The sequence below is a fragment of the Thiobacter sp. AK1 genome (genome assembly GCF_039822265.1).
GTDB lineage: Bacteria > Pseudomonadota > Gammaproteobacteria > Burkholderiales > Thiobacteraceae > Thiobacter > Thiobacter aerophilum.
Map to the genome: position 1 here is coordinate 114,773 of NZ_JBAJEX010000004.1, position 23,331 is coordinate 138,103.

Here is a 23,331-nt window from a genome sequence, read left to right on the forward strand (position 1 = left end):
CGCAGCCTGTCAACGACTTACGTAACGCTCAATAGCCACGTGCGAGGCGATGCGGTTGTGTAGCGACAACAGAAAGTCGATGTCGTTAACCAAACAGACTCTTCGGTAACGGCAGGGGCCCGCGCAGGCGCTCGTAACCAAGCCCGGCCAAGTGGGCCGTGCGCACCGGGCAGGGCAGATCGGCGCGCCAGTTGGGCGCCTCGCCCGCCAACAGCCGGTTGATCTCGGGCAAGCGCGCAGTGATCTCAGCCACGTAATGGTCGCAACGACGCGCTAGGCAACGATCGAGCGCCCGCGCACCCAGGCCCAGCAAGCGATGCAGGCGGCTGCCGTAGAGCAGCCCACTGGCCTGGGACAGACGTTTCACACCCCGCGCAGCCTCGGCCGAGGAGCAAGCGAAGTGGCGTGCGACGAAGGGGACGATGCGGGCCGCCTCTGCATCCAGTATCACTTGGGGATACGCGAACAGCTGGCAAGCCACGTGGGCATCCATCACCCATTCGGCCACGGCGTGGGTGAGGACCGGCACCTTGAGCCACAGGGCTTCGTGGGCGGGCACGAAATGATTATGGGCGAGCACGTCCACAAACAGGTGGCTGGCATAACCCACGGCCAGCGCCCGCTCCTCGTCGCTCGCCGCTTTTTCCATGAGACGCCAGGCAAAGCGCCATTCATGACTCGTGGCGAAGCCGGTAAGCCGCCCCGCCACCAGAGTGAGATCAGGTAGACACGCCCCAGCCAGAAGCAGCCGGGGCAGTCGGCGCACCGCGCGGCGCAAACGGGAATCGGCCAGCGGCACCGCCCACACCAAGAGCTGGGCGAAGTAGAGGTGGGTTGCCAGCCCCCAGGCCAGCGCCTGTTCGCTGTAGAGCGTCAATGGCAGCAGCCACCAGATCCATGCGCGCCGTTTCATGGCGTGCACTCTCGCAGCACTGAGCGAAGAAACGATGAACTGCCCGTGATTTTTCCGTGACAGGGAATGCGCTAAACTTGACGCTTCTCGCCACGGCCACGACACGATGCGCACGCTGATCTGCGGCTCCCTCGCCTACGACCACATCATGGTGTTCCGCGACCGTTTCCGGAACCACATCCTGCCGGACAAGATCCACATCCTTAACGTCTCTTTCCTGGTGCCGGACATGCGGCGCGAGTTCGGCGGTTGTGCCGGAAACATCGCCTACAACCTGAAGTTGCTGGGCGGCGAACCGGTGATCATGGCGGCGGTGGGCGAAGACTTCGCCCCCTATCGGGCGCGGCTGGAAGCCTTGGGGCTGGAAACGACCCACGTGCGGCTCATTCCCGGCACCTACACTGCCCAGGCCTTCATCACCACCGATCTCGATGACAACCAGATCACCGCCTTTCACCCGGGCGCGATGAACCACTCCCACGAAAACAGCGTGGGCGAGGCGCGCCACATCCGGCTGGGCATCGTCGCCCCGGACGGGCGGGAAGGCATGCTGCGCCATGCCCACGACTTCCATGCTGCGGGCATCCCTTTCGTGTTCGATCCGGGCCAGGCCATGCCCTTGTTCGACGGCCCAGAACTCTTGCGTTTCGTGGAACTGGCGGATTACGTGACGCTCAACGACTACGAAGCCGAGCTGATGCAGGAGCGCACGGGTCTGTCGCTCGCCGCGCTGGCCCAGCGGGTGAAGGCGCTCATCGTCACCCTTGGCGCGAAAGGCTCCCTCATCTTCGCCGACGGCGAACGGCTGGAAATTCCCTGCGTGCCACCGAAAGCCGTGGTGGATCCCACCGGCTGCGGCGATGCCTACCGTGCCGGTCTGCTCTACGGCATCGTGCACGGCTTCGACTGGGAACAAACCGGCCGCCTTGCGGCCTATATGGGGGCGCTTAAGATCGCCAGCCGCGGCGCCCAGAACCATAGCCTCGACCATGCCGCACTCACCGCCTGGGCACGGCAGGAATTGGGCCTGACCTGGCCCGCGTGAAACCCGTTTTGCAACAACCGGAGGTCAACATGCAACGTTTGCTAGTCATTACCACACTCGCCGCCACCGCGTTTGTGCTCACCGGCTGTCCGGCCACCATGTCCAGCGGCACCTACACCCGCGAGCAGGCGCGTCAGGCTCAGGAAGTTCAGATGGGCCGCGTGGAGAGCGTGCGCGAAGTGATGATCGAAGGCACCAAGTCCGTGGTTGGGCCCGCCGCCGGCGCTGCAGTGGGGGGCATCGCCGGCAGTAACATCGGCGGTGGCAAAGGCAGCACCGTGGGGGCCATCGTCGGCGCCGTGGCCGGTGGCGTGGCCGGAGCCGCCATCGAGGAAGGCGTGACCCGCACCAAGGGTCTGGAGATTACCGTCAAACTGGACAATGGCCGCATGATCGCCGTCACCCAGGCAGCGGACGAGGAGTTCCGGCCCGGTGACCGCGTGCGCGTGCTCACCGGAGGCGGCGTAACCCGCGTCACTCATTGAGCCAGCGGGGCCGCCAAGGAGTCCGAGACGGCCTCATTCCCACGCAATCGGACATCCAGGCTGTCATGGCCCCGCGTTCCTGGATCCCGGATCGCTGCGGCGGCGGAGGATGACGTGTGCCGGTGCTCGCCGCGCTCGGCTGTCATGACCGGAATCCTCACCAAAAGGGAGCAAAATGCGATTCATCGAACACTTGCTGGAACTCCTGATCTTCAACGCCCGCTGGCTACTTGCACCGTTTTATCTAGGGCTGGTGGTGGGTATTGGCCTGATCCTGTTGAAGTTTGCCCAGGAGTTCCTACACGTGCTGCCCCACGTGTTCGAAATGAGCGAAGGCGATCTCATCCTGGCGGTGCTCACCCTGGTGGACATGTCGCTGGTAGCCAATCTGCTGCTCATCATCATCTTCAGTGGCTACGAAAACTTCGTCTCCAAGATCGACACCGCTGGCCATGAGGACCGGCCGGACTGGATGGGCAAGGTGGACTTCTCCGGCCTCAAGGTCAAGGTGATCGCTTCCATCGTCGCCATTTCCGCGATTGAGCTGTTGAAGACCTTCGTCAACATCATGGCCCTCATCGAGGCGGACAAGAATCCCAACGCCGAGTGGGTGTGGACCAATGCCGACACCGCCATCGCCTGGAAGGTGGGCATCCATGCCATCCTGGTGGTATCGGGCGTGCTGTTCGCGCTGATGGATCGCATCGCCGAAGGGGCCCATGAAATCAAGCACCGCGCCAAACACTGAAGCCAGGCGCTGCGGCTGGTGCGGGACGGACCCGCTCTATATCGCCTACCACGACAGCGAATGGGGTGTTCCCTCTTTCGATGACGCGCACCTGTTCGAAATGCTCATTCTCGAGGGGCAGCAAGCTGGCCTGTCCTGGCTCACCATCCTCAAGAAGCGCGCCGCCCTGCGCGAGGCACTAGCGGGCTTCGACCCACAGCGCCTGGCACGCTTCACCGCGGCCGACATCGAGCGACTGCTGGACAATCCAGGCATCGTGCGCAACCGCGCCAAGCTCCAAGCAGCCGTCACCAATGCTCGCGCCTTTCTTGAGCTTGCGGCGCACGAAGGCGGTTTTGCGCCTTTTCTCTGGTCCTTCGTCGAGGGCAGACCGGTTCAGAACCGTTTTCGTCGTCTCGTAGACATCCCCACCCAGACCACTGTTTCCCGTCGGCTTGCGCGAGCGCTCAAACAACGCGGCTTCCAATTCGTGGGCCCAACCATGTGCTACGCCTACATGCAGGCGGTGGGTCTGGTGAACGACCACCTGGTGAGCTGCCCGCGCCACGAGGAGGTTGCGTCCCTGGCGCCTGACATCTGAGACATTGCGCGAAGAGTAGGCCCGCGGGTCATAAAAGCTTCATCCCTCTTTCACGCCCACGTCATCGCCGCTTCTTAGCCTGCGCCTCATCGAAAATTCGAAACGAGGTGTGGCATGTTGAACGAGTTGGCGCGTTGGGAAACCCAGGCCCGCTCTGCCCCGCTCACGCTGAGCCTGGCCCGCTGTGAAGACGAGGTGCGCGAGGCACAGCGCCTGCGCTACAAGGTGTTCGCCGAGGAAATAGGCGCGCGCCTGCCCAATCCGGAATCAGGGCTTGACCGGGATCTCTTCGACCCCTTCTGCGAGCACCTGCTGGTGCGCGACGCCCGGACGCTGGAAGTGGTCGGCACCTATCGCCTGCTCACGCCCCGCGGCGCGCGCGAGGCCGGCTGCTTCTATTCCCAGACCGAATTCGACCTGACCCGGCTCAATCATCTGCTCGACCGCACGCTGGAAGTGGGCCGCGCCGCGGTGCATCCTGCCTACCGCAATGGCGGCGTAATCACGCTACTGTGGGCAGGACTGGCCCGCTTCATCGAGCAGCATGGCTTCGATTACCTGATCGGCTGCGCCAGCATCGGCATGGCCGATGGTGGCCATGCGGCCGCAAGCCTGTTCCGCCGCATCGGCATTGAGCACATGAGCCCGGTGGAGTGGCGTGTATTTCCCCGCAACCGGCTGCCTCTGGAATCCCTGGACAACACGCTCAACGTGCCCTTGCCGCCCCTGCTCAAGGGCTACATCCGTGTAGGCTGCTATGTCTGTGGCGCGCCGGCCTGGGACCCGGACTTCAACACCGCCGACCTGATGCTGATCCTGCCGCGGGCGCTGATGAATCCGCGCTATTCCCGTCATTTTCTGCCCCACGGCTGACACGCCACGGCTTTGCACCGTCCGGCGCGGGACGGTAGCATCGCCCGATGGACGAGAAGACTCCCGCGACCGGTGCCGAGGCGTTGCCAAACCGGGCCACGACGCAAGGTGGGATCGCCCGCCTCCTTATCAAGCTCGTCCTGCTCGCGTTCCACTTGGCCTGGGGCGCGGTGCTGGCGGCCCTGGTCTTCCCCTTCGCCACGCAAGCCCGGCGCGAAGCCATCATCGAACGCTGGGCGCAGGCTTTGCTTGGGCGACTATCCGTGCGCGTCACCGTCACGGGTGTGCTTGCGGTCCGCAAGGGTGCCGTCTTCGTCGCCAATCACATCTCCTGGCTCGACGTGTGGCTGCTGGACAGCCAGCGGGCATGCCGGTTTGTGGCCAAGGCAGAGGTGGCGCGCTGGCCGCTGATCGGCTGGCTGGCAAAAAAAACCGGCACGCTCTTCATTCGTCGGGAACAACGACATCACACTGCCGCCATCAACCGGGAGATCGCCGCCGCCCTCGCCGACGGCGCCTGTATCGCCCTGTTTCCCGAGAGCACGACCAGCGACGGCCTAAGGCTGCGCCGCTTCCACCCTTCCCTGTTGCAGCCCGCAGTGGATCTGGGCGCGCCGGTGATTCCTGTGGCGATCCGTTATGTGGACGCGGCGGGCAACCCGGACACCACCCCGGCCTACATTGATCAGATGACGCTGCTCGACTCGCTTACGCGCATCATCAAGGCCGAAACAGTTCACGCCGAGCTTGCCTTTCTGCCCGCCATCTCCACGCGCGGGCGCAACCGGCGCGAAATCGCGCGCGCAGCCCAGGCCGCTATCGCAGCGGCCTTGTCCCTGCCAGACCCTGACAGGACACCTGAAACAGCGCCCGGTCTTCCAAGCGCATAGCAGATAGGGCGCCCCCCCACAGGCAGCCCGTGTCCAGGGCGCAGTATTCACTGTTGACATCGAGCCCATGCGCGGACCAGTGACCGAAAACGATGGGCGCGCCGCGACTCTTGCGTTCCGGCACTTCATACCAGGGCAAGAAGCCTTCCGGCCGCCGCGACGGTGGTCCCTTGTGGGTGAATTCCATCACGCCCTCGCGCGTGCAAAAACGCAGCCGCGTCATGGCATTGGTGATGACCCGCAGACGCGCGATGCCAATGAGATCGTCGCGCCACTGGCGGGGCTCGTTCCCGTACATGTGCTCAAGGAAGTGGCGATAGCCAGGCCCCGCGAGTTCCCCCTCCACTTCCCGCGCCAGCTCCACTGCACGTAACACCGTCCATTGCGGCAACAGTCCTGCATGCACCATCAGCCAGCCGTGCTCGAAATGGGCCAGGGGCCGGTGGCGCAGCCATTCCAGCAGCTCCGCGCGATCCGGCGCGGTGAGCACGTCCTCGAGCGTGTCGTTGTGATGAAGCGGGACGAAGCCCTCCGCCACAGCCAGCAGATGCAAATCGTGGTTGCCCAGCACGGCGACGGCGCGCTCGCCCAAATCACGCGCCCAGCGCAACACCTGCAGCGAATGCGGTCCGCGGTTGACCAGATCGCCCACCAGCCAGAGCCGATCCCGGCTAGGGTCGAAAGGGATTTTCTCCATGAGACGCATGAGCGCCTCGTAACAACCCTGGATGTCGCCAATGACGTAGGTGGCCATGCTCGCTCCAAACAAACCGGCGCCATTCTAACCCGCGTAACCAGCAAGCACCCGCGCTTTGGCTGCATGTTAGAATCGCGGCCTCCAAGCAACCTTCCGCAGCACCCCTGTCCATGCATGCTCTCAATGCCCCGCAGCGGGAGGCGGTCAAATACCTCGACGGCCCCCTGCTCGTGCTGGCGGGCGCCGGCAGCGGCAAGACCCGCGTCATCACACACAAGATCGCCTACCTCATCCGCGACTGCGGCTACGCGCCCGGCACCATCGCCGCCATCACCTTTACCAACAAGGCGGCACAAGAAATGCAGGAACGTGTGGGCCGCCTGCTGGAAAACCGTTCCGTGCGCGGGCTCGCGATCACCACTTTCCACGCCCTCGGCTTGCAGATCCTGCGCCAGGAAGCCGCGCGCATTGGCTATAAGCCGCGCTTTTCCGTGCTCGATGCTGCCGACAGCCTGCACCTGCTGGCGGAGATCCTGAAGACGACGGACAAGAGTCTGCTCAAGCGCATCCAGCACCGCATCTCGCGCTGGAAGAACGATCTGGTGGCGCCCGGGGCGGCGGCCACCCAAGCCGATAGCGAACAGGCCGTGGCCGCGGCGCGCGCCTATGTCGCCTACCAGGACACTTTGCGCGCCTATCAGGCCATGGATTTCGACGACTTGATCCGCCTGCCGGTGGAACTGCTGGAACGCGATCCCGAAGCGCGCGGCAAGTGGCAAGACCGCCTGCGCTACCTGCTGGTGGACGAATACCAGGACACCAATCTCGGCCAGTACCGGCTGATGAAACTGCTCGCCGGCGCGCGCGCGGCCTTCACCGCCGTGGGCGACGACGACCAGGCGATCTATGCCTGGCGCGGCGCCAACGTGGAAAACCTGCGCCTGCTGCAGGACGACTTTCCACGCCTGAAGGTAATCAAGCTGGAACAGAACTACCGCTCCACCCTGCGCATCCTGCGCGCCGCCAATCATCTGATCGCCCACAACACCAAGCTGTTCGAGAAGAAACTGTGGAGCGAGCTCGGCCTGGGCGAACCCATCCATGTGTTCGCCGCGCGCGACGACGAGGCAGAAGCCGAGAACGTGGTCATGCGCATCGAAGCCCACCGGTTGCAACATCGCACCCACTATGGCGATTACGCCATTCTCTACCGCGGCAACCACCAGGCGCGCCCCTTCGAAGAGGCGCTGCGGGCGCGGCGCATTCCCTACCAGGTCTCCGGCGGCCAGTCCTTTTTCGAGCGCACCGAGATCAAGGACATCACCGCCTATTTGCGCCTCATCCACAATAGCGACGACGACCCTGCCTTCATCCGCGCCATCACCACCCCTAGGCGTGGCGTGGGTGTGCAGACCCTGGAGAAACTCGGTGCCTACGCGGCAAGCCGTCACCTATCCCTGTTCGCCGCGGTGTTCGAAGTCGGGTTCGAGGCCCAACTGACTGCCCGCCAATACGAGCCGTTGGCGGCGTTTTGCCATTTCATCAATGGACTGGAGTACCGCGCCGCGCGCGAACCCGCCGGCGTCATCCTGCAGGATATGCTGCGCGGCATCGGCTATGAAACCTGGCTGTTCGACCAAGCAGAGCCGCGCATCGCAGAAACACGCTGGGCCAACGTGCAGGACTTCGTGGGCTGGCTTGCCCGCAAGGGCGAGGAAGAAGGCAAGACGCTGGCCGAGCTCGTCCAGACTGTCGCCCTCATGAGCATGTTGGACAATCGGGAGGAAGACGCAAACGCCGTGAGGCTAACCACCCTGCACGCCGCAAAGGGCCTGGAATTCCGCCACGTTTTCCTGGTGGGCGTGGAAGAAGGCATCCTGCCCCACAGAGAGTGCATCGAAAACGGCCAGGTGGAGGAAGAACGGCGTCTCATGTACGTGGGCATCACCCGCGCCCGCGAAAGCCTCACCCTGAGCCATTGCCTCAAGCGCCGCCGCGCACGCGAGTTCCAGGTGTGCGAGCCCTCGCGCTTCATCGCCGAACTCCCTCAGGACGATTTGCGCATCTCGGGGCGCGAAACCGACCCCATGCGCGACAAGCAGGAGGGCAGCGCGCGCCTAGCCCAGCTCAAGGCCATGCTGAAGGGCAGCTCTTGAGCCTTGAAAACCTGGTTGGCAGATGTGGCGCCCCCTACTGCCGCGAAAGCGATGCAAGGCAACGGAAGCGGACATGCCACGCCCGCCTGCCCCCTGGAGAATGCCCGTTGACGGCATCCCCGTCATCCCCGCGCAAGCGGGTATCCAGACTTCGATCTGCGCAGCTTGCGCAGTGTCCTATTGAGCGTTACGTAAGTCGTTGACAGGCTGCGTAAGTCAAACGTCATTCCCGCGAAAGCGGGAATCCAGGGTATGCCTCGCCATGTTCCTGGGTCCCCGCTTTCGCGGGGACGACACAAAGGTGTCACCCATTTACGTAATGCTCAATATTGAGCGTTACGTAAGTCGTTGACAGGCTGCGTAAGTCAAACGTCATTCCCGCGAAAGCGGGAATCCAGGGTATTCCTCGCCATGTTCCTGGGTCCCCGCTTTCGCGGGGACGACACAAAGGTGTCACCCATTTACGTAATGCTCAATAGATTCCGCGCGCACGGCGTCTGGCCGGCATGACGAAGAGCGTACCCATCTGCACCAGCAGCACCGGTGGGAACGCCTTTCGCCGCAATGGAGCGCAAAAAAAACGCGGGGGCGTCCCCGCGTTTTTCAAGTCCTGGTGGAATCCGTCATTCCTTGGGCTGGAAGTTGGCGCCTGCGGAGTTGGCCATGTAGGCCACCGTGCGCGCGATCTCGATATCCGAGATGTCCGGATCGCCGCCACGGGGCGGCATGCCGCGGATGCCCTCGATGGCATGCTTGATCAGCGTCTCGTAACCTTGAGCGATGCGGGGCGCCCAGTCCGCCTTGTTGCCAAACTTGGGTGCGCCCAGCGCCCCCGCCTGATGGCAGCTCGTGCACACCGCCTGATACACCTGCTCGCCGGTGCGCTCCACGCGCGGCGCGTTGGGATCGACCGACTTCACCTCCGCAACGGGCTTGATGCGTTCCCGCACCGCTAAATCGGCGAGTTGGGGATCATCCTTGTCGATATGACTCGCCTGGATGGACAGCACCAGCTGCACAATCAGGACGATGGCGATGATGGGCGCAGCGAAACCGCCGATCAGGGCGACGATCACCTGCCGCGCAGTGGTCTTGGGAACGCCAGTGCTTTGTTCACTCATAATGATCAAGGCCTTGTGTGGTTGCCAGATAAAGATCGCCGCGGGAAACCCCACGTAAAGGTCCTGATTATACGGGTTTCGGCCGCTTCGGCCAAGGTAATGCGTAGAGCAAAATGCCGAAAGGCGTTATACTTACGCGGCTTGCGCCCGTAGCTCAGTTGGATAGAGTACAGCCCTCCGAAGGCTGGGGTCGGACGTTCGAATCGTCTCGGGCGCGCCAGACAGATGCCTGTTCGGTGCCAGGCGGCGACTCATCAGCAGTACGCACCTCCGTGCCCCACCTTTTCGTCCCCGCAAGGGCGGTGGACCGGCAGCCCGGCTACGGATTGCCTTTCTCCCATTTCCTTTGGAATGCCGTCGTCGGTCATTGCGCCCACGCGACGCGAGAACCGGATTGTGCAACCCCTTTTCTGTAAATATCTGCGGCGGACGTCATGACGCGTGGGTTACGGAGGCCTCCTCGGCGCACTGGGCAAGCTTGTGATGCGCCTTGCGCCAGGCTTCCAAAGCGGCCGCGAAGAGCCGCTCGGCTTCCATCTCGTCAAGGGGCATGGGAGATGGCGCGCAGTTGAGGGGCAACGCTCTTTCGCGCTTGCCTTTCGCGTCATGAGTTGACCGGCGTTCTGTTGCAGAGGGAACTGGGCCCTCCCAGGGCACAGCAAGCAAGACGGCGCGGCGGGCGGCTGCAAGCCCCCCACGGTGATCGGCGACGATACGTTTGACCCCTTTCAGCCCCGCGGGCCAAGAGGCTTTCCAGAAAGCGCCGCCGGTTCAATTCCGCTCCCTTGGGTGCAACCGAATACGCGGCGCTTGTTTCGAAAAGATGAAGCCGAAGGTGCAGCGGGGCTTGCGAGCCGTCGGCCGGGCCGGCCCTCGAACCACAGGATCGCCGAACTGCGCAAGGCAGCAATTTTGGATCAAGTGCATAGCCCCGACGCCAACTTCGGGCAGCGTGGAAGGGGACATCCAGCACGTAGCCGCCACGGGTCCGGCCGCCAGCCCGTCGCACTCGCCACGACTTGTCACGACACCTATCAGCCCTCCTTCGGTTTTTGCTCGGCCACCATTTCGGGGGTTGCACCCGGACATTGCTTCTGAATCGCCACCTGCTGCAAGGCGTCGTACTCACCCTTGAGGCGCGCATATTCGGCTTCCTGCGCCTTGGTGCCACCCAGCGCGAATAGCGCGGGCCAGAAAAGAATCAGCCCCACGCCGGCGATTGCCTTGTCGTTGGCGGCCGCTTGATCCAGCCGCCCAGCAAGCTGCGTGGCGCGCGTTTGCACACGCTGCATCTCCGCCATGATCTGCCCACAGTCATATTGCTGATATTGCAGGGGCGATACTGATTGCGCAGCGATGTCTTTCGAAGCCCTGGCACAACCAGTCAGTTGCGCCGTGGCACAAGCAGACACGGTGAACAGCGCCACAGTTTTTTATTGTGTTTTCCTTTCCCTGTTAAATGGCATGTCAAACCCTTTGTGATCAGAGCATGTCTTCGGATCGCAGACGCATGGACAAAGACAATCGTGGGTGGGTCTCAATCCCTTTGTGATCAGGGCATGTGTTCGGATAGCAATGGTACCCAATCCTATTATCGTTTGATGTGCAGCCATTTTGCTCGAACGGCAAGCTTGTCTGTCATCACAACGTTTCCCTTTTCTTCCCCGTTCCTGGCTGGTCGCATATCTCGATCTGACCCGGTTCTAACGGCAGGTAGTAGTAGCTGTGGCCGCGCGGGCCGTCGCGTTGGATGAGATAGCGGGCGGCGGCCTGCCTGCCCAAGGCCGTTTCGAAGGCGGTCTTGATGCGCGACTTGTGTGGCTCGAAGTATTCGCCGAGCATCTTGGGATCGCTCGAACGCTCGCGGATGGCCTTCTCGCATCGCTCATACTCTCCTGTCATTGAGTTCATGAGACGCGCGGCAACGGCAAGAAACCCCTCTGCCTCGTCGGCGTCCTGCCAGCAGACGTTCGGCTCGCCGCTGCCCGCGCGCTCGGCAAGCCAGAGCAGGACGGCGAGTTCCGTGGGGCTCAGGTCGAGGGCAACACCGTCGGCCGTGACGGATTTTGCGTTTATGTCGATAAATAGGTGGGGCTCCATGAGCGCGCGATTGGCCGCCGCGACCACCTCACTCAAACTGGCGTGCCCCGTGAGCAGCCCGGGGGGCAGTCCTTCGCGCAGGCGCACAAAAGGAATTTCGGCCAGGGTGACCCGCGCCTCTCGGCAGTCGGCGAGCTTGCCGTCGCGGGTCTGGATAATGCGCTCGTGGCGCGTGGGATAAAAGAACTCCCAGCTCGATTCGAACGGCTCGGATACGAGCACATGGGAGAGACGATCCTGCGGACGACCGAACAGGGAGAGTGCATAACCCAGGTAATAGCCCATGGTCTTGCGTCCGCCCGCGATCGAGACGTGTAGCGCGGTGCCCGGATCGGCCGTGAGAGTGCGCACGATGTCCGTGATGCGGTCCGCAGCATGCTGATTGTCGGCTGGGGTGCGGATGTCGGCAAGCGCAACGCCAGACGCATCTTCAATGGTGTGGATGTGCGCTTCGCCAAAGGCGATGGGTGGCAGCGCGTAGTCCAGACACAGGCGGCGAAACCAGCCAGGGTCTTCGGACAACAGCGCAAGCCGCGCTCGCGCTGCGCCCTCGGCCGTGGTGATGAGCCGGACTTCCGTGGGGACGAAGGGCGCCGGTTGGTGAATCAGCGCGTAGAGGGTCTCGGTGACGACCTGTGGGGTGAGACCGCTCACGGCGAGCAGAACACGGCGCTCAAAGGTGTGGGGCTCATTGGGTGTCATGACTCGGTCTCCAATGGAGCCCCATCCTGCCAGGCGTTCTTTGGCCGCGCTCGCGCCACAAGCTTGCGAGCGCGTCACTTTTGGGACCGATTACCGCGCTTCTGTGCCCCGCGCGCCTTTACCGACGCTGGTTTATTGGATTCGACTCCCTGGTGGGGATCTAATCTAAGCGAGCCACCTGCGTTCTTCAAGACCCCTGTAGGCAGCAAAGCGCACGTGGCGTAGGATGCGCGCTGCGCCCATCGCAAACTTATGTTCGATCATGACGCTTCGCACCGTTGTTCACACCGTTCAGGCCCAGCCGCTCTCCGAAGGCGCTGGCGTGACCGTTTACCGTAGCATCGGCACCCCCAGGCTGCGGCACCTGGATCCCTTTTTGCTGTTGGACCATTTCGGCAGCGATGACCCGAACGACTATATCGCGGGCTTTCCGGATCACCCCCATCGGGGTTTCATAACCCTCACCTACATGCTGGATGGCCGCATGCTGCATCGCGACAGCCTGGGCAACACCAGCGAGTTGCGTGCCGGGGGCGCGCAGTGGATGCGGGCGGGCAGCGGTGTCATCCATTCCGAGATGCCCCAGCAGGCGGAGGGGCGGATGCGAGGTTTCCAGCTTTGGATCAATCTGCCTGCGGCGCAGAAGATGAGCGAGCCCGCCTATCAGGAATTTTCCGCGCAGGCCATTCCTGAGCTTGCCTCGCCTGGGCATCGCGTGCGGATCCTGCTTGGGGAATATGCAGGCGTGCGCGGGCCCATCGCCGACGATGTCACCCAAGTGCAGTATCTCGATGTGGCGCTCGAACGGAACGCACGGTTCGAACATGCCTTGCCCGCCGCGCACACGGCCTTCATCTACGTGTTCGAAGGCGAGGCTGTTGCAGGCAACGTGCTCAAGCCCCACACGCTGGGCGTGCTCTCCCCCGGGGAGGACGTGCAGGTCACGGCCGGTGTGGCCGGCACGCGTTTCATTCTGGTGGCGGGGCGGCCGCTTTATGAGCCCGTGGTGCAATACGGGCCGTTCGTGATGAACACGCGCGAGGAGATCGAACAGGCATTGCGCGATTACCGGGCTGGCACCCTGGTCCGGCACGCGCCCGACTTCTCGGCCAGGTGATCAACCTAACCTGCGACCGTCTTGTCCAACCCAGGCGCGTCTGAGACCCTCTCATCCCGCCTCCTGCTGGGTCACCCGGGTTGAAGCACGGCCAGCGCGGCGATCGACGCGGCGGCGGCTGGCTCCCTCACAGCACGTAACGGGCAAGATCTTCGCTCGTGGCCAGATCCTTGAGGCGGGCATCCACGTAGGCGGCATCGATGACCACGGTGCTGCCAGCCTGGCGGTCGGCGGCGAAGGAAATGTCTTCCAGCAGCCGCTCCATCACCGTGTGCAGGCGGCGCGCACCGATGTTCTCGGTGCGTTCATTCACCTCGAAGGCGATCTCGGCGATGCGCCGGATGCCATCGGGCGCAAATTCCAGCGTCACACCTTCGGTGGCAAGCAAAGCCTGGTACTGTTTGATGAGGCAGGCATCGGTACCGGTAAGAATCTGTTCAAAATCTCCGACGGAAAGGGAATCCAGCTCCACGCGGATCGGGAGCCGTCCCTGCAATTCCGGAATGAGATCAGAGGGTTTGGCGAGATGGAAGGCGCCGGAGCCAATGAACAGAATGTGGTCGGTGCGGATCATGCCGTATTTGGTGGAGACGGTGGTACCCTCGATGAGCGGCAGTAGATCCCGCTGCACGCCTTGGCGCGAAACATCGGCGCCACTCGTCTCCGCGCGGCTGGCGATCTTGTCCATCTCGTCGATGAAGACGATGCCGTTTTGCTCCACACTGGCCACGGCTCGCTGACGAATCTCTTCCTCGTTGATGAGCTTGAGGGCTTCTTCTTCGGTAAGGCTACGGAAGGCCTCGCGCACGCGCATTTTTTTCAGCTTGCGCCGCCCTCCACCCAGGTTTTGAAACAGTCCCTGGATCTGGCTGGTGAGTTCCTCCATGCCGGGTGGCGCGAAAATTTCCATGTGCGGGGCAGCCACGGCCATCTCGATCTCGATTTCCTTGTCGTCGAGCTTCCCCTCCCGCAGCATCTTGCGGAATTTCTGGCGTGTGGCGGATTCTTCCTGGGTGCTGCCTTGTCCACCTAAACCGAAGCCGACATCGCGCGCTGGTGGCAATAGCGCGTCCAGGATGCGCTCCTCGGCGATCTCCTCGGCGCGAAACTGCACCTTGCGCATTTCCTCTTCGCGCGTCTGCTTCACCGCCATGTCCACAAGGTCGCGGATGATGGTGTCCACGTCACGTCCCACGTACCCCACTTCGGTGAACTTGGTGGCCTCCACCTTGATGAAGGGCGCATTGGCCAGACGTGCAAGTCGCCGCGCGATTTCCGTCTTGCCCACGCCGGTGGGTCCGATCATGAGGATGTTCTTTGGCGTGATTTCCTGACGCAGCGGATCACTCACCTGCATGCGCCGCCAGCGGTTGCGTAGGGCGATGGCGACGGCGCGCTTGGCCGCCTGCTGGCCGACGATGTGTTTGTTAAGCTCGTGGACGATTTCCTGCGGTGTCATTTGCATGGCGTGAGCGGGAGGTCGCGCCTCAGTCGAGGGTTTCGATCACGTGGTTCTGGTTGGTGTAGATGCAAAGATCGGCCGCGATGGTGAGCGCCTTGCGAACGATTTCCGAGGCCGCGAGATCGGTGTGATCCAGCAGCGCCCGCGCCGCGGACTGCGCGTAGGGCCCGCCGCTGCCAATGGCCACCAGGCCGTGTTCGGGCTCGAGCACGTCGCCGTTACCGGTGAGGATGAGCGAGGTTTCCCGGTCGGCCACCGCCAGCATCGCTTCCAGTCTGCGCAGCATGCGATCGGTGCGCCAGTCCTTGGCGAGCTCGACCGCGGAACGCAGCAGATGCCCCTGGTGCTTCTCCAGCTTGGCTTCGAAGCGCTCGAACAGGGTGAAGGCATCCGCGGTGCCGCCGGCGAAGCCTGCCAGAATGCGGCCATGATAGAGGCGACGCACCTTGCGCGCCGAGGCCTTCACGACCACGTTGCCCAGGGTGACCTGCCCATCGCCACCCATGGCCACGCGGTTTCCGCGGCGGACGGAGAGAATCGTCGTACCATGAAACTGCTGCATCAGGGTTCCCGAGAATACCGGCGGACGCGCTAGCGCGCCTTACGCCGCGCAAGTTGCGCAAAATCGCGCACGCCCATCACTTCGAACAGGGCATGCACCATTTCGTTCTGGCCAGAAAGCGTCACCTTCTTACCGGCCTGGTTGAGGTTGATGAGTGTGTTGATCACGGAGCCAACGATCATGAAATCCACTCGCACCAGGCGACTTAAGTCCACCACCACTTCGCTGCGCCCTTCCGCGAAACGCGCAAGCTCCTTGAGCCGATATTCGCTGGCGGCATCGAGCACGCCTTCCAGCCGGAACACATCGCTCTCCACCTCACCCCCCGTCTGAGCGGGGGATGCAGGGCTCTCCGTCGCCGGCTCGGCAGGCAAACCCGCCACCGGTTCCCAGGAAGGGGGCGAGACCTCGAAAGTCACCGCATAGTCCACGGCCGCGTCCTCGAACTCCTGCGCGCGGTTTTGGAACTGGTAAAGCTCGAACAGCAAACGCCAGTAGGCGGGCTCGCGTCGTCCGGCACCTTCCGTGTAGGCCTTGACTCGCGCCGTGAATTCCTGCGCGCCAGCCAAAACCAGGTACTTGCCGGCCTTGCGCAGCATCAGCAACACTTCCGCGAGTAGCTGGGCACGCGACGGATCGATGCCCTGCGCTTGGGCCAGATCGAGACGAACCGGGACCTTGCCCTCCGCCAGTTTGAGCAGACGCTGAATGGCCTGCTCGGCGCCGCCGTCCAGCATGCCCTCTAGCCTCACCGTCGGCCCCGCCGCCGGTGCACTGGCGGCGACCGGCGCGGACGGGACCGCGTTTGGCGGTTCCCACACCGGCGCCGAACGTTCGAAGCGCACCACGAATTCCATGGACAGCTCGTCGAACTTCTGCTTCATGCCCTGGGACTGATAAAGATCGAACAGCAACAGCCAGGGCTGCAAGTCGCGCGAAGCGGTGTTTTCTCGGAGGAATGTCTCGAGCACGGCAATGGCCTCGGCCACACGTGTGTTGGCGTAGAGCACTGCGGCCTCTTCCACTGCCGAGTAGGACTCGGCGGTGGGCGTGGAACCCAGTAGCAGATCGTCCCAGCCCGCCTCTTGCACCTCGGCGGCTGGCTCGGTCTTGGGCGCCGGCTGGGGCGCTGCCCCTGCTGGCAGCACCGGGCGAGGCGGCGTCACGCTAGGTGGTCCGTCCTGATTCTTGCCTCTGCGAAAAAAGGAAAACACCACCGATCAGCCTACTGTCTACATCGAGTCGTCATAGGTGACGGGAAATCGTCGCCGGAACCGGCCCGCTTCGGGTTGTTTACGCAAGCCAAGCACTGTACCTGCGCAGCCGGCCGCGCACCAAAAGATGACTGGGCCATGATACGGCTAAAGAGTCGGCCTCAGCAATATCGAATGCAAGGTTCCTGCCAGCCCGGGCGCAGGCGAAAAAAAAAGCGGCCAAAGCCGCTTTTTTCGCCTGGCCCAACTTACTTGCGGGCGTATTTCTGGCGGAATCTTTCCACCCGCCCCGCGGTGTCCACGATCTTCTGCTTGCCCGTATAGTAAGGATGGCACTGGGAGCAGACCTCGATGTGCAGATCCTTGCCCAGGGTGGAACCAGTCTTGAACGTGTTGCCGCAGCTGCAGGTCACCGTGATCTCAGCGTAAGCGGGATGAATGTCAGGTTTCATCGCAAATCCTTGAAGTCTGGGAAGTCTGGGCAAATGCCTAATGTCGGGCGCGCCCCGGGCACACCCTACCGAAAGAAACACAAAATTATGGGGGAAACTTGCCCTACGCGCAAGGTATCTGTAGAGAGCGTGTAGAGAGCAAATAAACTGTCCGGACTTGTAGCACGATGGTTGTCCGGTTTTATTGGGTACCGAGGAGGTGCCTGGTGAGACGGACGGAAGTGTTGCAGGCGATACGGAAGATGCGATTTGAGGAAGCCTATGGAGGCTGGCGGTGGGACGGCTTTCGCAAGAGGCGGCAAGGAAAACGCAGTTTCAGCACAGGCTAACCTGCGCCAGCAGGTTAAGCCGCGTAGCGGCGGCCGAAACTTCAACTGTGTGGCCTTCGAGGGGATGAAGTTGCAAATCCCCACCGACCGTCACCGCATGCATTACGTCAAGGTGAAGGTGCAGGTGCACCGTGACTTGGATGGGACAATCGCCCTCTTCCACGGCCCACGCTGCCTGGCTCGCTACAATGCCCAAGGGCAGTTGCTCAAACCCGACTTGCAGGCTGCAGCAAAGGTCCGCCGCAGCACCTGACTGTGGGATACCTTCCCACAGGGAACAAGCGGACAGTCTATGTGCCACGAAACCGGGCAGTTCGATTCGTTGACAACAGCGCTTTACAGAAAAATTTCAGTGCGTCTGTCTTGACGTGTCCCAGCAGTCACTGCCTACCGTCAACCACGCGCCCGGGCATGCGTTAAGTCCTCCAGATTCTTGCGCCAACCGAAAGGAGGAAGTTGCATGAAAGCAAATACTCTCGTTCGCGTCTTGCCGCTGCTATTGGCCATGGGCGCGAGCACGGCCTACGCCGATCATGGTGCGAGCGTGCTCGGTGCAGCCATTGGAAGCGCGGCGGGCGCAGCAGTAGGTCATGGTCTGGGTGGTGATCGTGGCGCCGTCATCGTCTGGAGCGCCCTGGGCGGAGCTGCAGGCGCCGCGATTGGCCAAAGCATGGACTGGGACGACGAACCGCGGTCCGTGATATATCGCCCCCGATACGTGCGCGAGCGCGTGATCTATGTCCCGCAACCGGCGGAGCGCTGCCTCGTGGTGCCGCCGCCGCGGCGAGTGGTCTATGTCTATGGGCCGCCTCCGGGCTGGCGTAAGCACCACCATGCCCATTGGGACTGGGACGACTGACGCCCAGCCCCTTCAGACAAGGGAGACGCGGGCGAACTTGCGCTTGCCCACCTGAATCACGACCTTCTCACCAGGGGGGAGGACGAGGCCTTTGTCGCTCACTTTCTCGCCGTTCACCCGTACGCCACCTTGCTCGATCAGGCGCAGGGCCTCCGACGTGCTGGCGGTAAGCCCCGCCTGCTTGAGGACGTGCCCGATCCCACCAGCCGGCACGGCGACCTCGGGCAGGTCTTCCGGAATGGTATGCAGACGGAAGCGCGCCTCGAAATCCGCCAGCGCCTTCTCTGCCGCCGCGCGATCATGGAAACGGGCGACAATTTCCTGGGCGAACAGCACCTTGATGTCACGCGGATTGCGCCCGTTGGCCACCTCCCGCTTCCACTGCTCGATGGTGGACAGGGGCTGGAAGGACAACAGTTCGAGGTACCGCCACATCAAGTCGTCGGAGATGGACATGAGCTTGCCGAACATTTCGTTGGGCGGCTCGTTGATGCCGACGTAGTTGTGCAGTGACTTGGACATCTTGTTTATACCATCCAAGCCTTCCAGAATGGGCATGGTGAGCACCACCTGAGGCGGCTGGCCGTAGCGTTTCTGGAGTTCGCGCCCCACCAGCAGATTGAATTTCTGGTCGGTTCCCCCTAGCTCCATATCCGCGCGCAGCACCACCGAGTCGTACCCCTGAATGAGGGGATAGAGGAATTCGTGAATGGCGATCGGCTGTCCGGCGATGTAGCGCTTGTGGAAATCGTCCCGCTCCAGCATCCGCGCGACGGTGTACTGGGCCGCCAGGCCCACCATGTCGGCTGCCTTCATTTCGCCCATCCAGCTGGAGTTGAAGAGGACCAGTGTCTTTTCCGGATCCAGGATCTTGAAGATCTGCTGCTCGTAGGTGCGGGCATTCTCCAGCACCTGGTCGCGACTCAGGGGTGGACGTGTGGCGCTCTTGCCGGTGGGGTCGCCGATCATGCCGGTGAAGTCCCCGATCAGGAACAAGGCCTCATGCCCCATGTCCTGTAGTTGCCGCAGCTTGTTGAGAAGCACCGTGTGCCCCAAGTGCAGATCCGGTGCGGTCGGGTCGAAGCCCGCCTTCACCCGCAGTGGCCGACCCAGGGCGAGGCGCTGTTTCAGTTCGTCTTCCAGGAGGAGTTCCTGGCAACCGCGCTTGATAATTTGCAGAGCGTCGGCAATCGAGTCCATGGCGCTGTCGTTTCCGCCGTAAATATTAGATTTCCATGAAATTCCAAGGGCATGGCGATGACAGAAAGTTATTTTGCCCCGCCCGGAAACTCTGTTATCCTCGCGCCTGGTTTTTCGGAAGGCGCAACCCATGCACAAGGACAAAGGCGCGATTTTAGCGCAAAACCCGCCTCCCGCCCCGGTGGACCAAGTCGCGACACCATCCGGGACGACATCCTCCCGCAGCCTACGACTGCGCTGGCTCATCGCCCTCTCCACCCTGCCACTACTAGGAATGGCAGTGGCCTTTGGCATCGCGCCAGCCACCGACCCGCAGCCGCTGGAACGCCGGACGGTGATCGAGCAACTCGACCTGCCCACACCCACCCCCCTCGATGAGGGCGACGGCCAAACCTTCTGGCGCCAGACCCGCATCCAGCGCGGCGATACCTTGGCCAGCCTGCTCGATCGGCTGGAAGTGGACGATGCCGCAGCCTTTGCCTTTCTTCGCGCAAGCCGCGAGGCGCGCACCCTCACCCAGTTGGTGCCTGGCCGCAGCGTCCGTGCCGAGACGGATGCGGAAGGTCGACTGGTGGCGCTGCGCTACGTGGCGCCAGACCAGACGCTGCTGCAAGTGGAGCGCGCGGGTGAAAGCTTCCGCCTGCGTGAAGAGAAAGCGGCGCTAGAGACGCGAATCACCATCAAATCCGGAGAGATCAAGAGCTCTCTGTTCGGTGCCACGGACGCCGCAGGCGTGCCCGATGCGGTGGCAGTGCAGATGGCGGAGATTTTCTCTTCCGACATCGACTTCCACTTGGATATCCGCAAGGGCGACCGCTTCACTGTCATTTATGAGACGCTGCACAGCGAAGGTGAGCCAGTGCGCTTCGGGCGCGTGCTGGCAGCGGAGTTCGTCAACGCGGGCAGGACCTATCAGGCCGTCTATTTCCGCGACCGTGACGGACGCGAGGGCTATTACACGCCGGACGGGAAGAATCTGCGCAAGGCCTTTCTACGCTCGCCGCTGGAATTCTCCCGCATCACGTCGGGCTTCAGCCTGGCCCGCTTCCATCCGGTGTTGAAGACCTGGCGTGCCCATAAAGGCGTGGATTACGGCGCCCCCATCGGCACGCCGGTGCGCGCGGTGGCCGACGGTACCGTCGCCTTTGCTGGGCGGCAGAACGGCTACGGCAATCTCATCGTGCTGCAGCACAACGGACGCATCAGCACCGCCTACGGTCACCTCTCCGGCTTCGCCAAGGGCATCCGGCAAGGTGCGCGCGTCACCCAGGGTCAAACCATCGGCTACGTGGGCGCCACGGGTCTGGCCACAGGGCCACACCTACACTACGAATTCCGCGTCGCTGGCGTGCAGCGCAATCCCCTCACCGTGCCCATGCCCCAGGCCTTTCCCATCGCAGCCCAGTATCGCAACGAATTCCGCGCGGCCACGGCTCCTCTGGTGGCCCGCCTGTCGCTGGTGCGCGGGCTGAATCTGGCCAGCATCGACTGATGACTGCCCGGCTAGGGGCGGATCAACACCATGGCAGCTGGCACGCCCCCTCTCGTCATCGGGCTCATGTCAGGCACCAGCCTGGACGGCGTGGACGCCGTCCTTGGTGACTTTTCCCACACCATCCCGAAAACCTTGGGTCATGTCCAGCTCGGCTTCGACCCCGAGCTACGGGAAGAACTCCTCGCGCTAAACGAGCCGGGCCCCAACGAGCTGGAGCGGGCCGCCCTCGCCGCCAACCGCCTCGCCGAGCACTACACGCAGGCGGTCAAGGAACTGCTCGCGCAAACCGGTCTGAGGCCGGATCAAATCGCGGCCATTGGTGCCCACGGCCAGACCGTTCGCCATCGACCGGAGCTGGGATACACCCTGCAGCTCAACAATCCGGCGCTGCTCGCTGAACGAACCGGCATCAGGGTGGTGGCGGATTTCCGTAGCCGCGACCTCGCCGCGGGGGGCCAGGGCGCGCCGCTGGTGCCAGCCTTCCATGCCGCGGTGTTTAGCCACGCTGAAAAGCATCGTGTTATCGTCAATATTGGTGGCATCGCCAATCTCACCGACCTGCCTCCCGGTGGAAACGTGACGGGTTTCGATTGCGGTCCCGGCAACCTGCTCATGGATGCCTGGTGCCAGCGCCACACGGGTCAGCCCTACGACGTGGGTGGCAGTTGGGCGGCCTCGGGCACGCCCCTGCCGCAGCTTTTGGCGGGCCTCCTTGACGATCCATTTTTCCGGGCACCGCCACCCAAGAGCACCGGCCGGGATCACTTCAACCTCGCTTGGCTCGAGGCGCAACTTTCGGCAGCGTTCGCACCCCAGGACGTGCAGGCCACCCTGTTGCGCCTCACCGCGCAGGCCATCCATGATGCCGTGCAAAGACACATGGCAGGCGCCGAGGAAATCTGGTTGTGTGGCGGTGGCGCGCGCAACACGGCGCTGGTCAATACCCTGCGTCACGCCTTCGCTGCCAGCGCCACGCCGGTGGCGCTGACCGATGCCCTCGGCGTGGCCGCCGAGTGGGTGGAAGCGCTGGCCTTTGCGTGGCTGGCCTGGCGCACCTTGCATGGCGCGCCTGGCAACCTGCCGGCAGTCACCGGCGCGACGCACCCTTGCGTGCTGGGCGCGATCTATCCGCGCTAGCCGCGCTGCTCGATGGGAATGTACTGGCGATTGAGCTCGCCGGTATAAACCTGGGTGGGACGGAAAATGCGGTTCTGCCCCAGCTGTTCCTTCCAGTGGGCCAGCCAGCCGGCGGCGCGGGCGATGGCGAAGATGGAGGTGAACTGGTCGGGCGCGATCCCCATCTCCCGGTAGAGCACGCCCGAATAGAAATCCACGTTGGGATAGACGCCCTTGGGACCCAGACGCTCGGTGGCTGCCCTCTCCACCGCCTGGGCGATCTCGAACAGGGGGCCGACGCGCCCCTCGCGGTACTCGATCATCTTGCGCATGAGATGTTCCAGGATCACTGCCCGTGGATCCTTGACGTTGTATTCGCGGTGCCCAAAGCCCCAGATCTTTTTCTTCTGCTTGATCTGGGCGTCGATGTAGGCTTCCGCCTTGTCGGGTGAGCCGATTTCCTCCAACATCTTGACCACCGCCTGGTTGGCACCGCCGTGTAGCGGTCCGGAGAGGGTGGCGATGCCCGAGGCGATCACGCTGTAAGGACTGGCCAGGGTGGAACCGGCGACGAGCACCGCGAATGTGGAGGCATTGATGGTGTGCTCGGCGTGCAGGATCAGGCAGATGTCCAGGATACGGGCGATGTAGCGGTCCGGTTCCTCGCCCGTGAGCATCCACAAGAAATTTTCGGCAGTGGTGAGGTCCGTGCGTGGCTCGATGGGATCATAGCCATTGCGAATGTGCTCCCACATGGCCACCAGAGTGGGCATGCGCGCCAGGATGCTCACCGAGACGTCGTGCACGTAAGCGAGATCGGCGGCGGCATCGCCAGCGGGACCCTCCGCGCCCGGATAATACATGCCCAAGCAGTTGACCATGGATTGCAGCATGTCCATGGGGTGGGCGTTGGGCGGCAACGCTCGCATCAGTTCCCGGATGCGGAACTTCACCCGCCGCCGCGCCCGCATATCGCGATCGAATTCCTTGAGGGCAGCCCGCGTCGGCAGGTTGCCGTCCAGCAGCAAAAGCGCGGTCTCCTCGAAGGTGCTGCGCTCGGCCAGGGTCTCGATGGCATAGCCGCGATAGGCGAGTATGCCTTTTTCGCCATCGATGAAGGAGATGTTGGATTTCGTCGCCGGCACACCCTCCAGGCCGGGCACGTACTCGTTCATCGTTTTCCCCCTGCAGAAAATAAAAGGAGGCGTGGGTCGC

At 63.1% G+C, this 23,331-nt stretch carries 23 protein-coding genes, 1 tRNA gene and 1 pseudogene; 13 read left to right on the forward strand and 12 right to left on the reverse strand.

Annotated elements, in window-relative coordinates:
* Nucleotides 1-85 precede the first annotated feature (85 nt).
* Nucleotides 86-913, reverse strand: coding sequence for a zinc dependent phospholipase C family protein (locus V6E02_RS06760; RefSeq protein WP_347308020.1), 828 nt, complete (start codon nt 911-913; stop codon nt 86-88).
* A gap of 106 nt (nt 914-1,019) precedes the next feature.
* On the opposite strand from V6E02_RS06760, the gene V6E02_RS06765 reads away from it, so the two are divergent.
* The 6 genes from V6E02_RS06765 (at nt 1,020) to V6E02_RS06790 (ending at nt 5,534) form a co-directional block, all read left to right on the forward strand.
* Nucleotides 1,020-1,958, forward strand: coding sequence for a carbohydrate kinase family protein (locus V6E02_RS06765; protein WP_347308021.1), 939 nt, complete (start codon nt 1,020-1,022; stop codon nt 1,956-1,958).
* A 29-nt stretch (nt 1,959-1,987) separates the two neighbouring features.
* Nucleotides 1,988-2,443: an outer membrane lipoprotein gene (locus tag V6E02_RS06770; RefSeq protein ID WP_347308022.1), complete on the forward strand. Its 456-nt coding sequence runs from the start codon at nt 1,988-1,990 to the stop codon at nt 2,441-2,443.
* Between the two features lie 175 nt (nt 2,444-2,618).
* Entirely contained in the window at nt 2,619-3,191 is a 573-nt protein-coding gene (locus tag V6E02_RS06775) for a TIGR00645 family protein (RefSeq protein WP_347308023.1), read from the forward strand.
* Nucleotides 3,163-3,771 (forward strand): DNA-3-methyladenine glycosylase I, encoded by a 609-nt coding sequence (locus tag V6E02_RS06780; protein ID WP_347308024.1) that lies wholly within the window; start codon nt 3,163-3,165, stop codon nt 3,769-3,771. The genes V6E02_RS06775 and V6E02_RS06780 overlap by 29 nt, the downstream gene beginning before the upstream one ends.
* A 114-nt stretch (nt 3,772-3,885) precedes the next feature.
* On the forward strand, nt 3,886-4,644 hold the full coding sequence (locus tag V6E02_RS06785) for a GNAT family N-acyltransferase (RefSeq protein ID WP_347308025.1): 759 nt from the start codon (nt 3,886-3,888) through the stop codon (nt 4,642-4,644).
* Nucleotides 4,645-4,691: 47 nt separating this feature from the next.
* Nucleotides 4,692-5,534, forward strand: a complete 843-nt coding sequence (locus tag V6E02_RS06790) for a lysophospholipid acyltransferase family protein (protein ID WP_347308026.1) — start codon at nt 4,692-4,694, stop codon at nt 5,532-5,534.
* Here the strand turns inward: V6E02_RS06790 and V6E02_RS06795 are convergent.
* Entirely contained in the window at nt 5,461-6,288 is an 828-nt protein-coding gene (locus V6E02_RS06795; RefSeq protein ID WP_347308027.1) for a symmetrical bis(5'-nucleosyl)-tetraphosphatase, read from the reverse strand. The genes V6E02_RS06790 and V6E02_RS06795 overlap by 74 nt on opposite strands.
* A 113-nt stretch (nt 6,289-6,401) precedes the next feature.
* Between V6E02_RS06795 and V6E02_RS06800 the strand changes: the two genes are divergently transcribed.
* Nucleotides 6,402-8,387: a UvrD-helicase domain-containing protein gene (locus V6E02_RS06800; RefSeq protein WP_347308028.1), complete on the forward strand. Its 1,986-nt coding sequence runs from the start codon at nt 6,402-6,404 to the stop codon at nt 8,385-8,387.
* Nucleotides 8,388-9,010: 623 nt separating this feature from the next.
* Here V6E02_RS06800 and V6E02_RS06805 read toward each other — a convergent pair.
* A complete protein-coding gene (locus V6E02_RS06805; RefSeq protein WP_347308029.1) occupies nt 9,011-9,508 on the reverse strand; it encodes a c-type cytochrome in 498 nt (165 codons plus the stop codon).
* Nucleotides 9,509-9,651: 143 nt separating this feature from the next.
* Here V6E02_RS06805 and V6E02_RS06810 point away from each other — a divergent pair.
* Nucleotides 9,652-9,728, forward strand: a tRNA-Arg gene (locus tag V6E02_RS06810).
* 233 nt (nt 9,729-9,961) lie between these two features.
* Here the strand turns inward: V6E02_RS06810 and V6E02_RS06815 are convergent.
* The 3 genes and pseudogenes from V6E02_RS06815 to csm6 all read right to left on the reverse strand — a co-directional run.
* Nucleotides 9,962-10,304 (reverse strand): annotated as a pseudogene (locus V6E02_RS06815) (transposase); the annotation flags it as partial.
* Between the two features lie 238 nt (nt 10,305-10,542).
* A complete protein-coding gene (locus V6E02_RS06820; RefSeq protein ID WP_347308030.1) occupies nt 10,543-10,935 on the reverse strand; it encodes a hypothetical protein in 393 nt (130 codons plus the stop codon).
* Nucleotides 10,936-11,149: 214 nt separating this feature from the next.
* The gene (csm6, locus tag V6E02_RS06825) at nt 11,150-12,310 is read right to left on the reverse strand and encodes a CRISPR-associated ring nuclease Csm6 (RefSeq protein ID WP_347308031.1); all 1,161 of its coding nucleotides are present in this window, start codon (nt 12,308-12,310) and stop codon (nt 11,150-11,152) included.
* 262 nt (nt 12,311-12,572) lie between these two features.
* Here csm6 and V6E02_RS06830 point away from each other — a divergent pair, with 262 nt between their 5' ends.
* On the forward strand, nt 12,573-13,427 hold the full coding sequence (locus V6E02_RS06830; RefSeq protein WP_430626778.1) for a pirin family protein: 855 nt from the start codon (nt 12,573-12,575) through the stop codon (nt 13,425-13,427).
* Between the two features lie 127 nt (nt 13,428-13,554).
* On the opposite strand, the gene hslU is transcribed toward V6E02_RS06830, so the two are convergent.
* The 4 genes from hslU to rpmE form a co-directional block, all read right to left on the reverse strand.
* Nucleotides 13,555-14,892 (reverse strand): ATP-dependent protease ATPase subunit HslU, encoded by a 1,338-nt coding sequence (gene hslU / locus V6E02_RS06835; RefSeq protein WP_347308033.1) that lies wholly within the window; start codon nt 14,890-14,892, stop codon nt 13,555-13,557.
* Nucleotides 14,893-14,914: 22 nt separating this feature from the next.
* Nucleotides 14,915-15,451 carry an ATP-dependent protease subunit HslV gene (gene hslV, locus V6E02_RS06840; RefSeq protein WP_347308034.1) on the reverse strand — a complete coding sequence of 179 codons (537 nt, stop codon included), beginning with the start codon at nt 15,449-15,451 and terminating at the stop codon, nt 14,915-14,917.
* A 29-nt stretch (nt 15,452-15,480) separates the two neighbouring features.
* The gene (locus V6E02_RS06845; protein WP_347308035.1) at nt 15,481-16,617 is read right to left on the reverse strand and encodes an STAS domain-containing protein; all 1,137 of its coding nucleotides are present in this window, start codon (nt 16,615-16,617) and stop codon (nt 15,481-15,483) included.
* 296 nt (nt 16,618-16,913) lie between these two features.
* Nucleotides 16,914-17,117, reverse strand: coding sequence for a 50S ribosomal protein L31 (gene rpmE, locus V6E02_RS06850; RefSeq protein WP_347308036.1), 204 nt, complete (start codon nt 17,115-17,117; stop codon nt 16,914-16,916).
* Nucleotides 17,118-17,510: 393 nt separating this feature from the next.
* On the opposite strand from rpmE, the gene V6E02_RS06855 reads away from it, so the two are divergent.
* On the forward strand, nt 17,511-17,699 hold the full coding sequence (locus tag V6E02_RS06855; RefSeq protein WP_347308037.1) for a hypothetical protein: 189 nt from the start codon (nt 17,511-17,513) through the stop codon (nt 17,697-17,699).
* 207 nt (nt 17,700-17,906) lie between these two features.
* On the forward strand, nt 17,907-18,305 hold the full coding sequence (locus tag V6E02_RS06860; RefSeq protein ID WP_347308038.1) for a YMGG-like glycine zipper-containing protein: 399 nt from the start codon (nt 17,907-17,909) through the stop codon (nt 18,303-18,305).
* 12 nt (nt 18,306-18,317) lie between these two features.
* Here V6E02_RS06860 and tyrS read toward each other — a convergent pair whose 3' ends face one another.
* Entirely contained in the window at nt 18,318-19,505 is a 1,188-nt protein-coding gene (gene tyrS / locus V6E02_RS06865) for a tyrosine--tRNA ligase (RefSeq protein ID WP_347308039.1), read from the reverse strand.
* Between the two features lie 130 nt (nt 19,506-19,635).
* Here tyrS and V6E02_RS06870 point away from each other — a divergent pair, with 130 nt between their 5' ends.
* The gene (locus V6E02_RS06870; protein ID WP_347308040.1) at nt 19,636-20,997 is read left to right on the forward strand and encodes an OapA family protein; all 1,362 of its coding nucleotides are present in this window, start codon (nt 19,636-19,638) and stop codon (nt 20,995-20,997) included.
* Nucleotides 20,998-21,027: 30 nt separating this feature from the next.
* Complete coding sequence (locus tag V6E02_RS06875; protein WP_347308041.1) at nt 21,028-22,137, forward strand: anhydro-N-acetylmuramic acid kinase; 1,110 nt, start codon at nt 21,028-21,030, stop codon at nt 22,135-22,137.
* On the opposite strand, the gene V6E02_RS06880 is transcribed toward V6E02_RS06875, so the two are convergent.
* A complete protein-coding gene (locus tag V6E02_RS06880; RefSeq protein WP_347308042.1) occupies nt 22,134-23,291 on the reverse strand; it encodes a citrate synthase in 1,158 nt (385 codons plus the stop codon). The two genes, V6E02_RS06875 and V6E02_RS06880, sit on opposite strands and share 4 nt — an antisense overlap.
* Between the last annotated feature and the right edge of the window lie 40 nt (nt 23,292-23,331).

Excerpts from the sequence above, each read along its gene's own strand:
- V6E02_RS06760 (WP_347308020.1), bottom strand. The coding sequence starts at position 913 with ATGAAACGGCGCGCATGGATCTGGTGGCTGCTGCCATTGACGCTCTAC.
- V6E02_RS06765 (WP_347308021.1), top strand. The coding sequence starts at position 1,020 with ATGCGCACGCTGATCTGCGGCTCCCTCGCCTACGACCACATCATGGTG.
- V6E02_RS06770 (WP_347308022.1), top strand. The coding sequence starts at position 1,988 with ATGCAACGTTTGCTAGTCATTACCACACTCGCCGCCACCGCGTTTGTG.
- V6E02_RS06775 (WP_347308023.1), top strand. The coding sequence starts at position 2,619 with ATGCGATTCATCGAACACTTGCTGGAACTCCTGATCTTCAACGCCCGC.
- V6E02_RS06780 (WP_347308024.1), top strand. The coding sequence starts at position 3,163 with ATGAAATCAAGCACCGCGCCAAACACTGAAGCCAGGCGCTGCGGCTGG.
- V6E02_RS06785 (WP_347308025.1), top strand. The coding sequence starts at position 3,886 with ATGTTGAACGAGTTGGCGCGTTGGGAAACCCAGGCCCGCTCTGCCCCG.
- V6E02_RS06790 (WP_347308026.1), top strand. The coding sequence starts at position 4,692 with ATGGACGAGAAGACTCCCGCGACCGGTGCCGAGGCGTTGCCAAACCGG.
- V6E02_RS06795 (WP_347308027.1), bottom strand. The coding sequence starts at position 6,288 with ATGGCCACCTACGTCATTGGCGACATCCAGGGTTGTTACGAGGCGCTC.
- V6E02_RS06800 (WP_347308028.1), top strand. The coding sequence starts at position 6,402 with ATGCATGCTCTCAATGCCCCGCAGCGGGAGGCGGTCAAATACCTCGAC.
- V6E02_RS06805 (WP_347308029.1), bottom strand. The coding sequence starts at position 9,508 with ATGAGTGAACAAAGCACTGGCGTTCCCAAGACCACTGCGCGGCAGGTG.
- csm6 (WP_347308031.1), bottom strand. The coding sequence starts at position 12,310 with ATGACACCCAATGAGCCCCACACCTTTGAGCGCCGTGTTCTGCTCGCC.
- V6E02_RS06830 (WP_430626778.1), top strand. The coding sequence starts at position 12,573 with ATGACGCTTCGCACCGTTGTTCACACCGTTCAGGCCCAGCCGCTCTCC.
- hslU (WP_347308033.1), bottom strand. The coding sequence starts at position 14,892 with ATGCAAATGACACCGCAGGAAATCGTCCACGAGCTTAACAAACACATC.
- hslV (WP_347308034.1), bottom strand. The coding sequence starts at position 15,451 with ATGCAGCAGTTTCATGGTACGACGATTCTCTCCGTCCGCCGCGGAAAC.
- rpmE (WP_347308036.1), bottom strand. The coding sequence starts at position 17,117 with ATGAAACCTGACATTCATCCCGCTTACGCTGAGATCACGGTGACCTGC.
- V6E02_RS06855 (WP_347308037.1), top strand. The coding sequence starts at position 17,511 with ATGAAGTTGCAAATCCCCACCGACCGTCACCGCATGCATTACGTCAAG.
- V6E02_RS06860 (WP_347308038.1), top strand. The coding sequence starts at position 17,907 with ATGAAAGCAAATACTCTCGTTCGCGTCTTGCCGCTGCTATTGGCCATG.
- tyrS (WP_347308039.1), bottom strand. The coding sequence starts at position 19,505 with ATGGACTCGATTGCCGACGCTCTGCAAATTATCAAGCGCGGTTGCCAG.
- V6E02_RS06870 (WP_347308040.1), top strand. The coding sequence starts at position 19,636 with ATGCACAAGGACAAAGGCGCGATTTTAGCGCAAAACCCGCCTCCCGCC.
- V6E02_RS06875 (WP_347308041.1), top strand. The coding sequence starts at position 21,028 with ATGGCAGCTGGCACGCCCCCTCTCGTCATCGGGCTCATGTCAGGCACC.
- V6E02_RS06880 (WP_347308042.1), bottom strand. The coding sequence starts at position 23,291 with ATGAACGAGTACGTGCCCGGCCTGGAGGGTGTGCCGGCGACGAAATCC.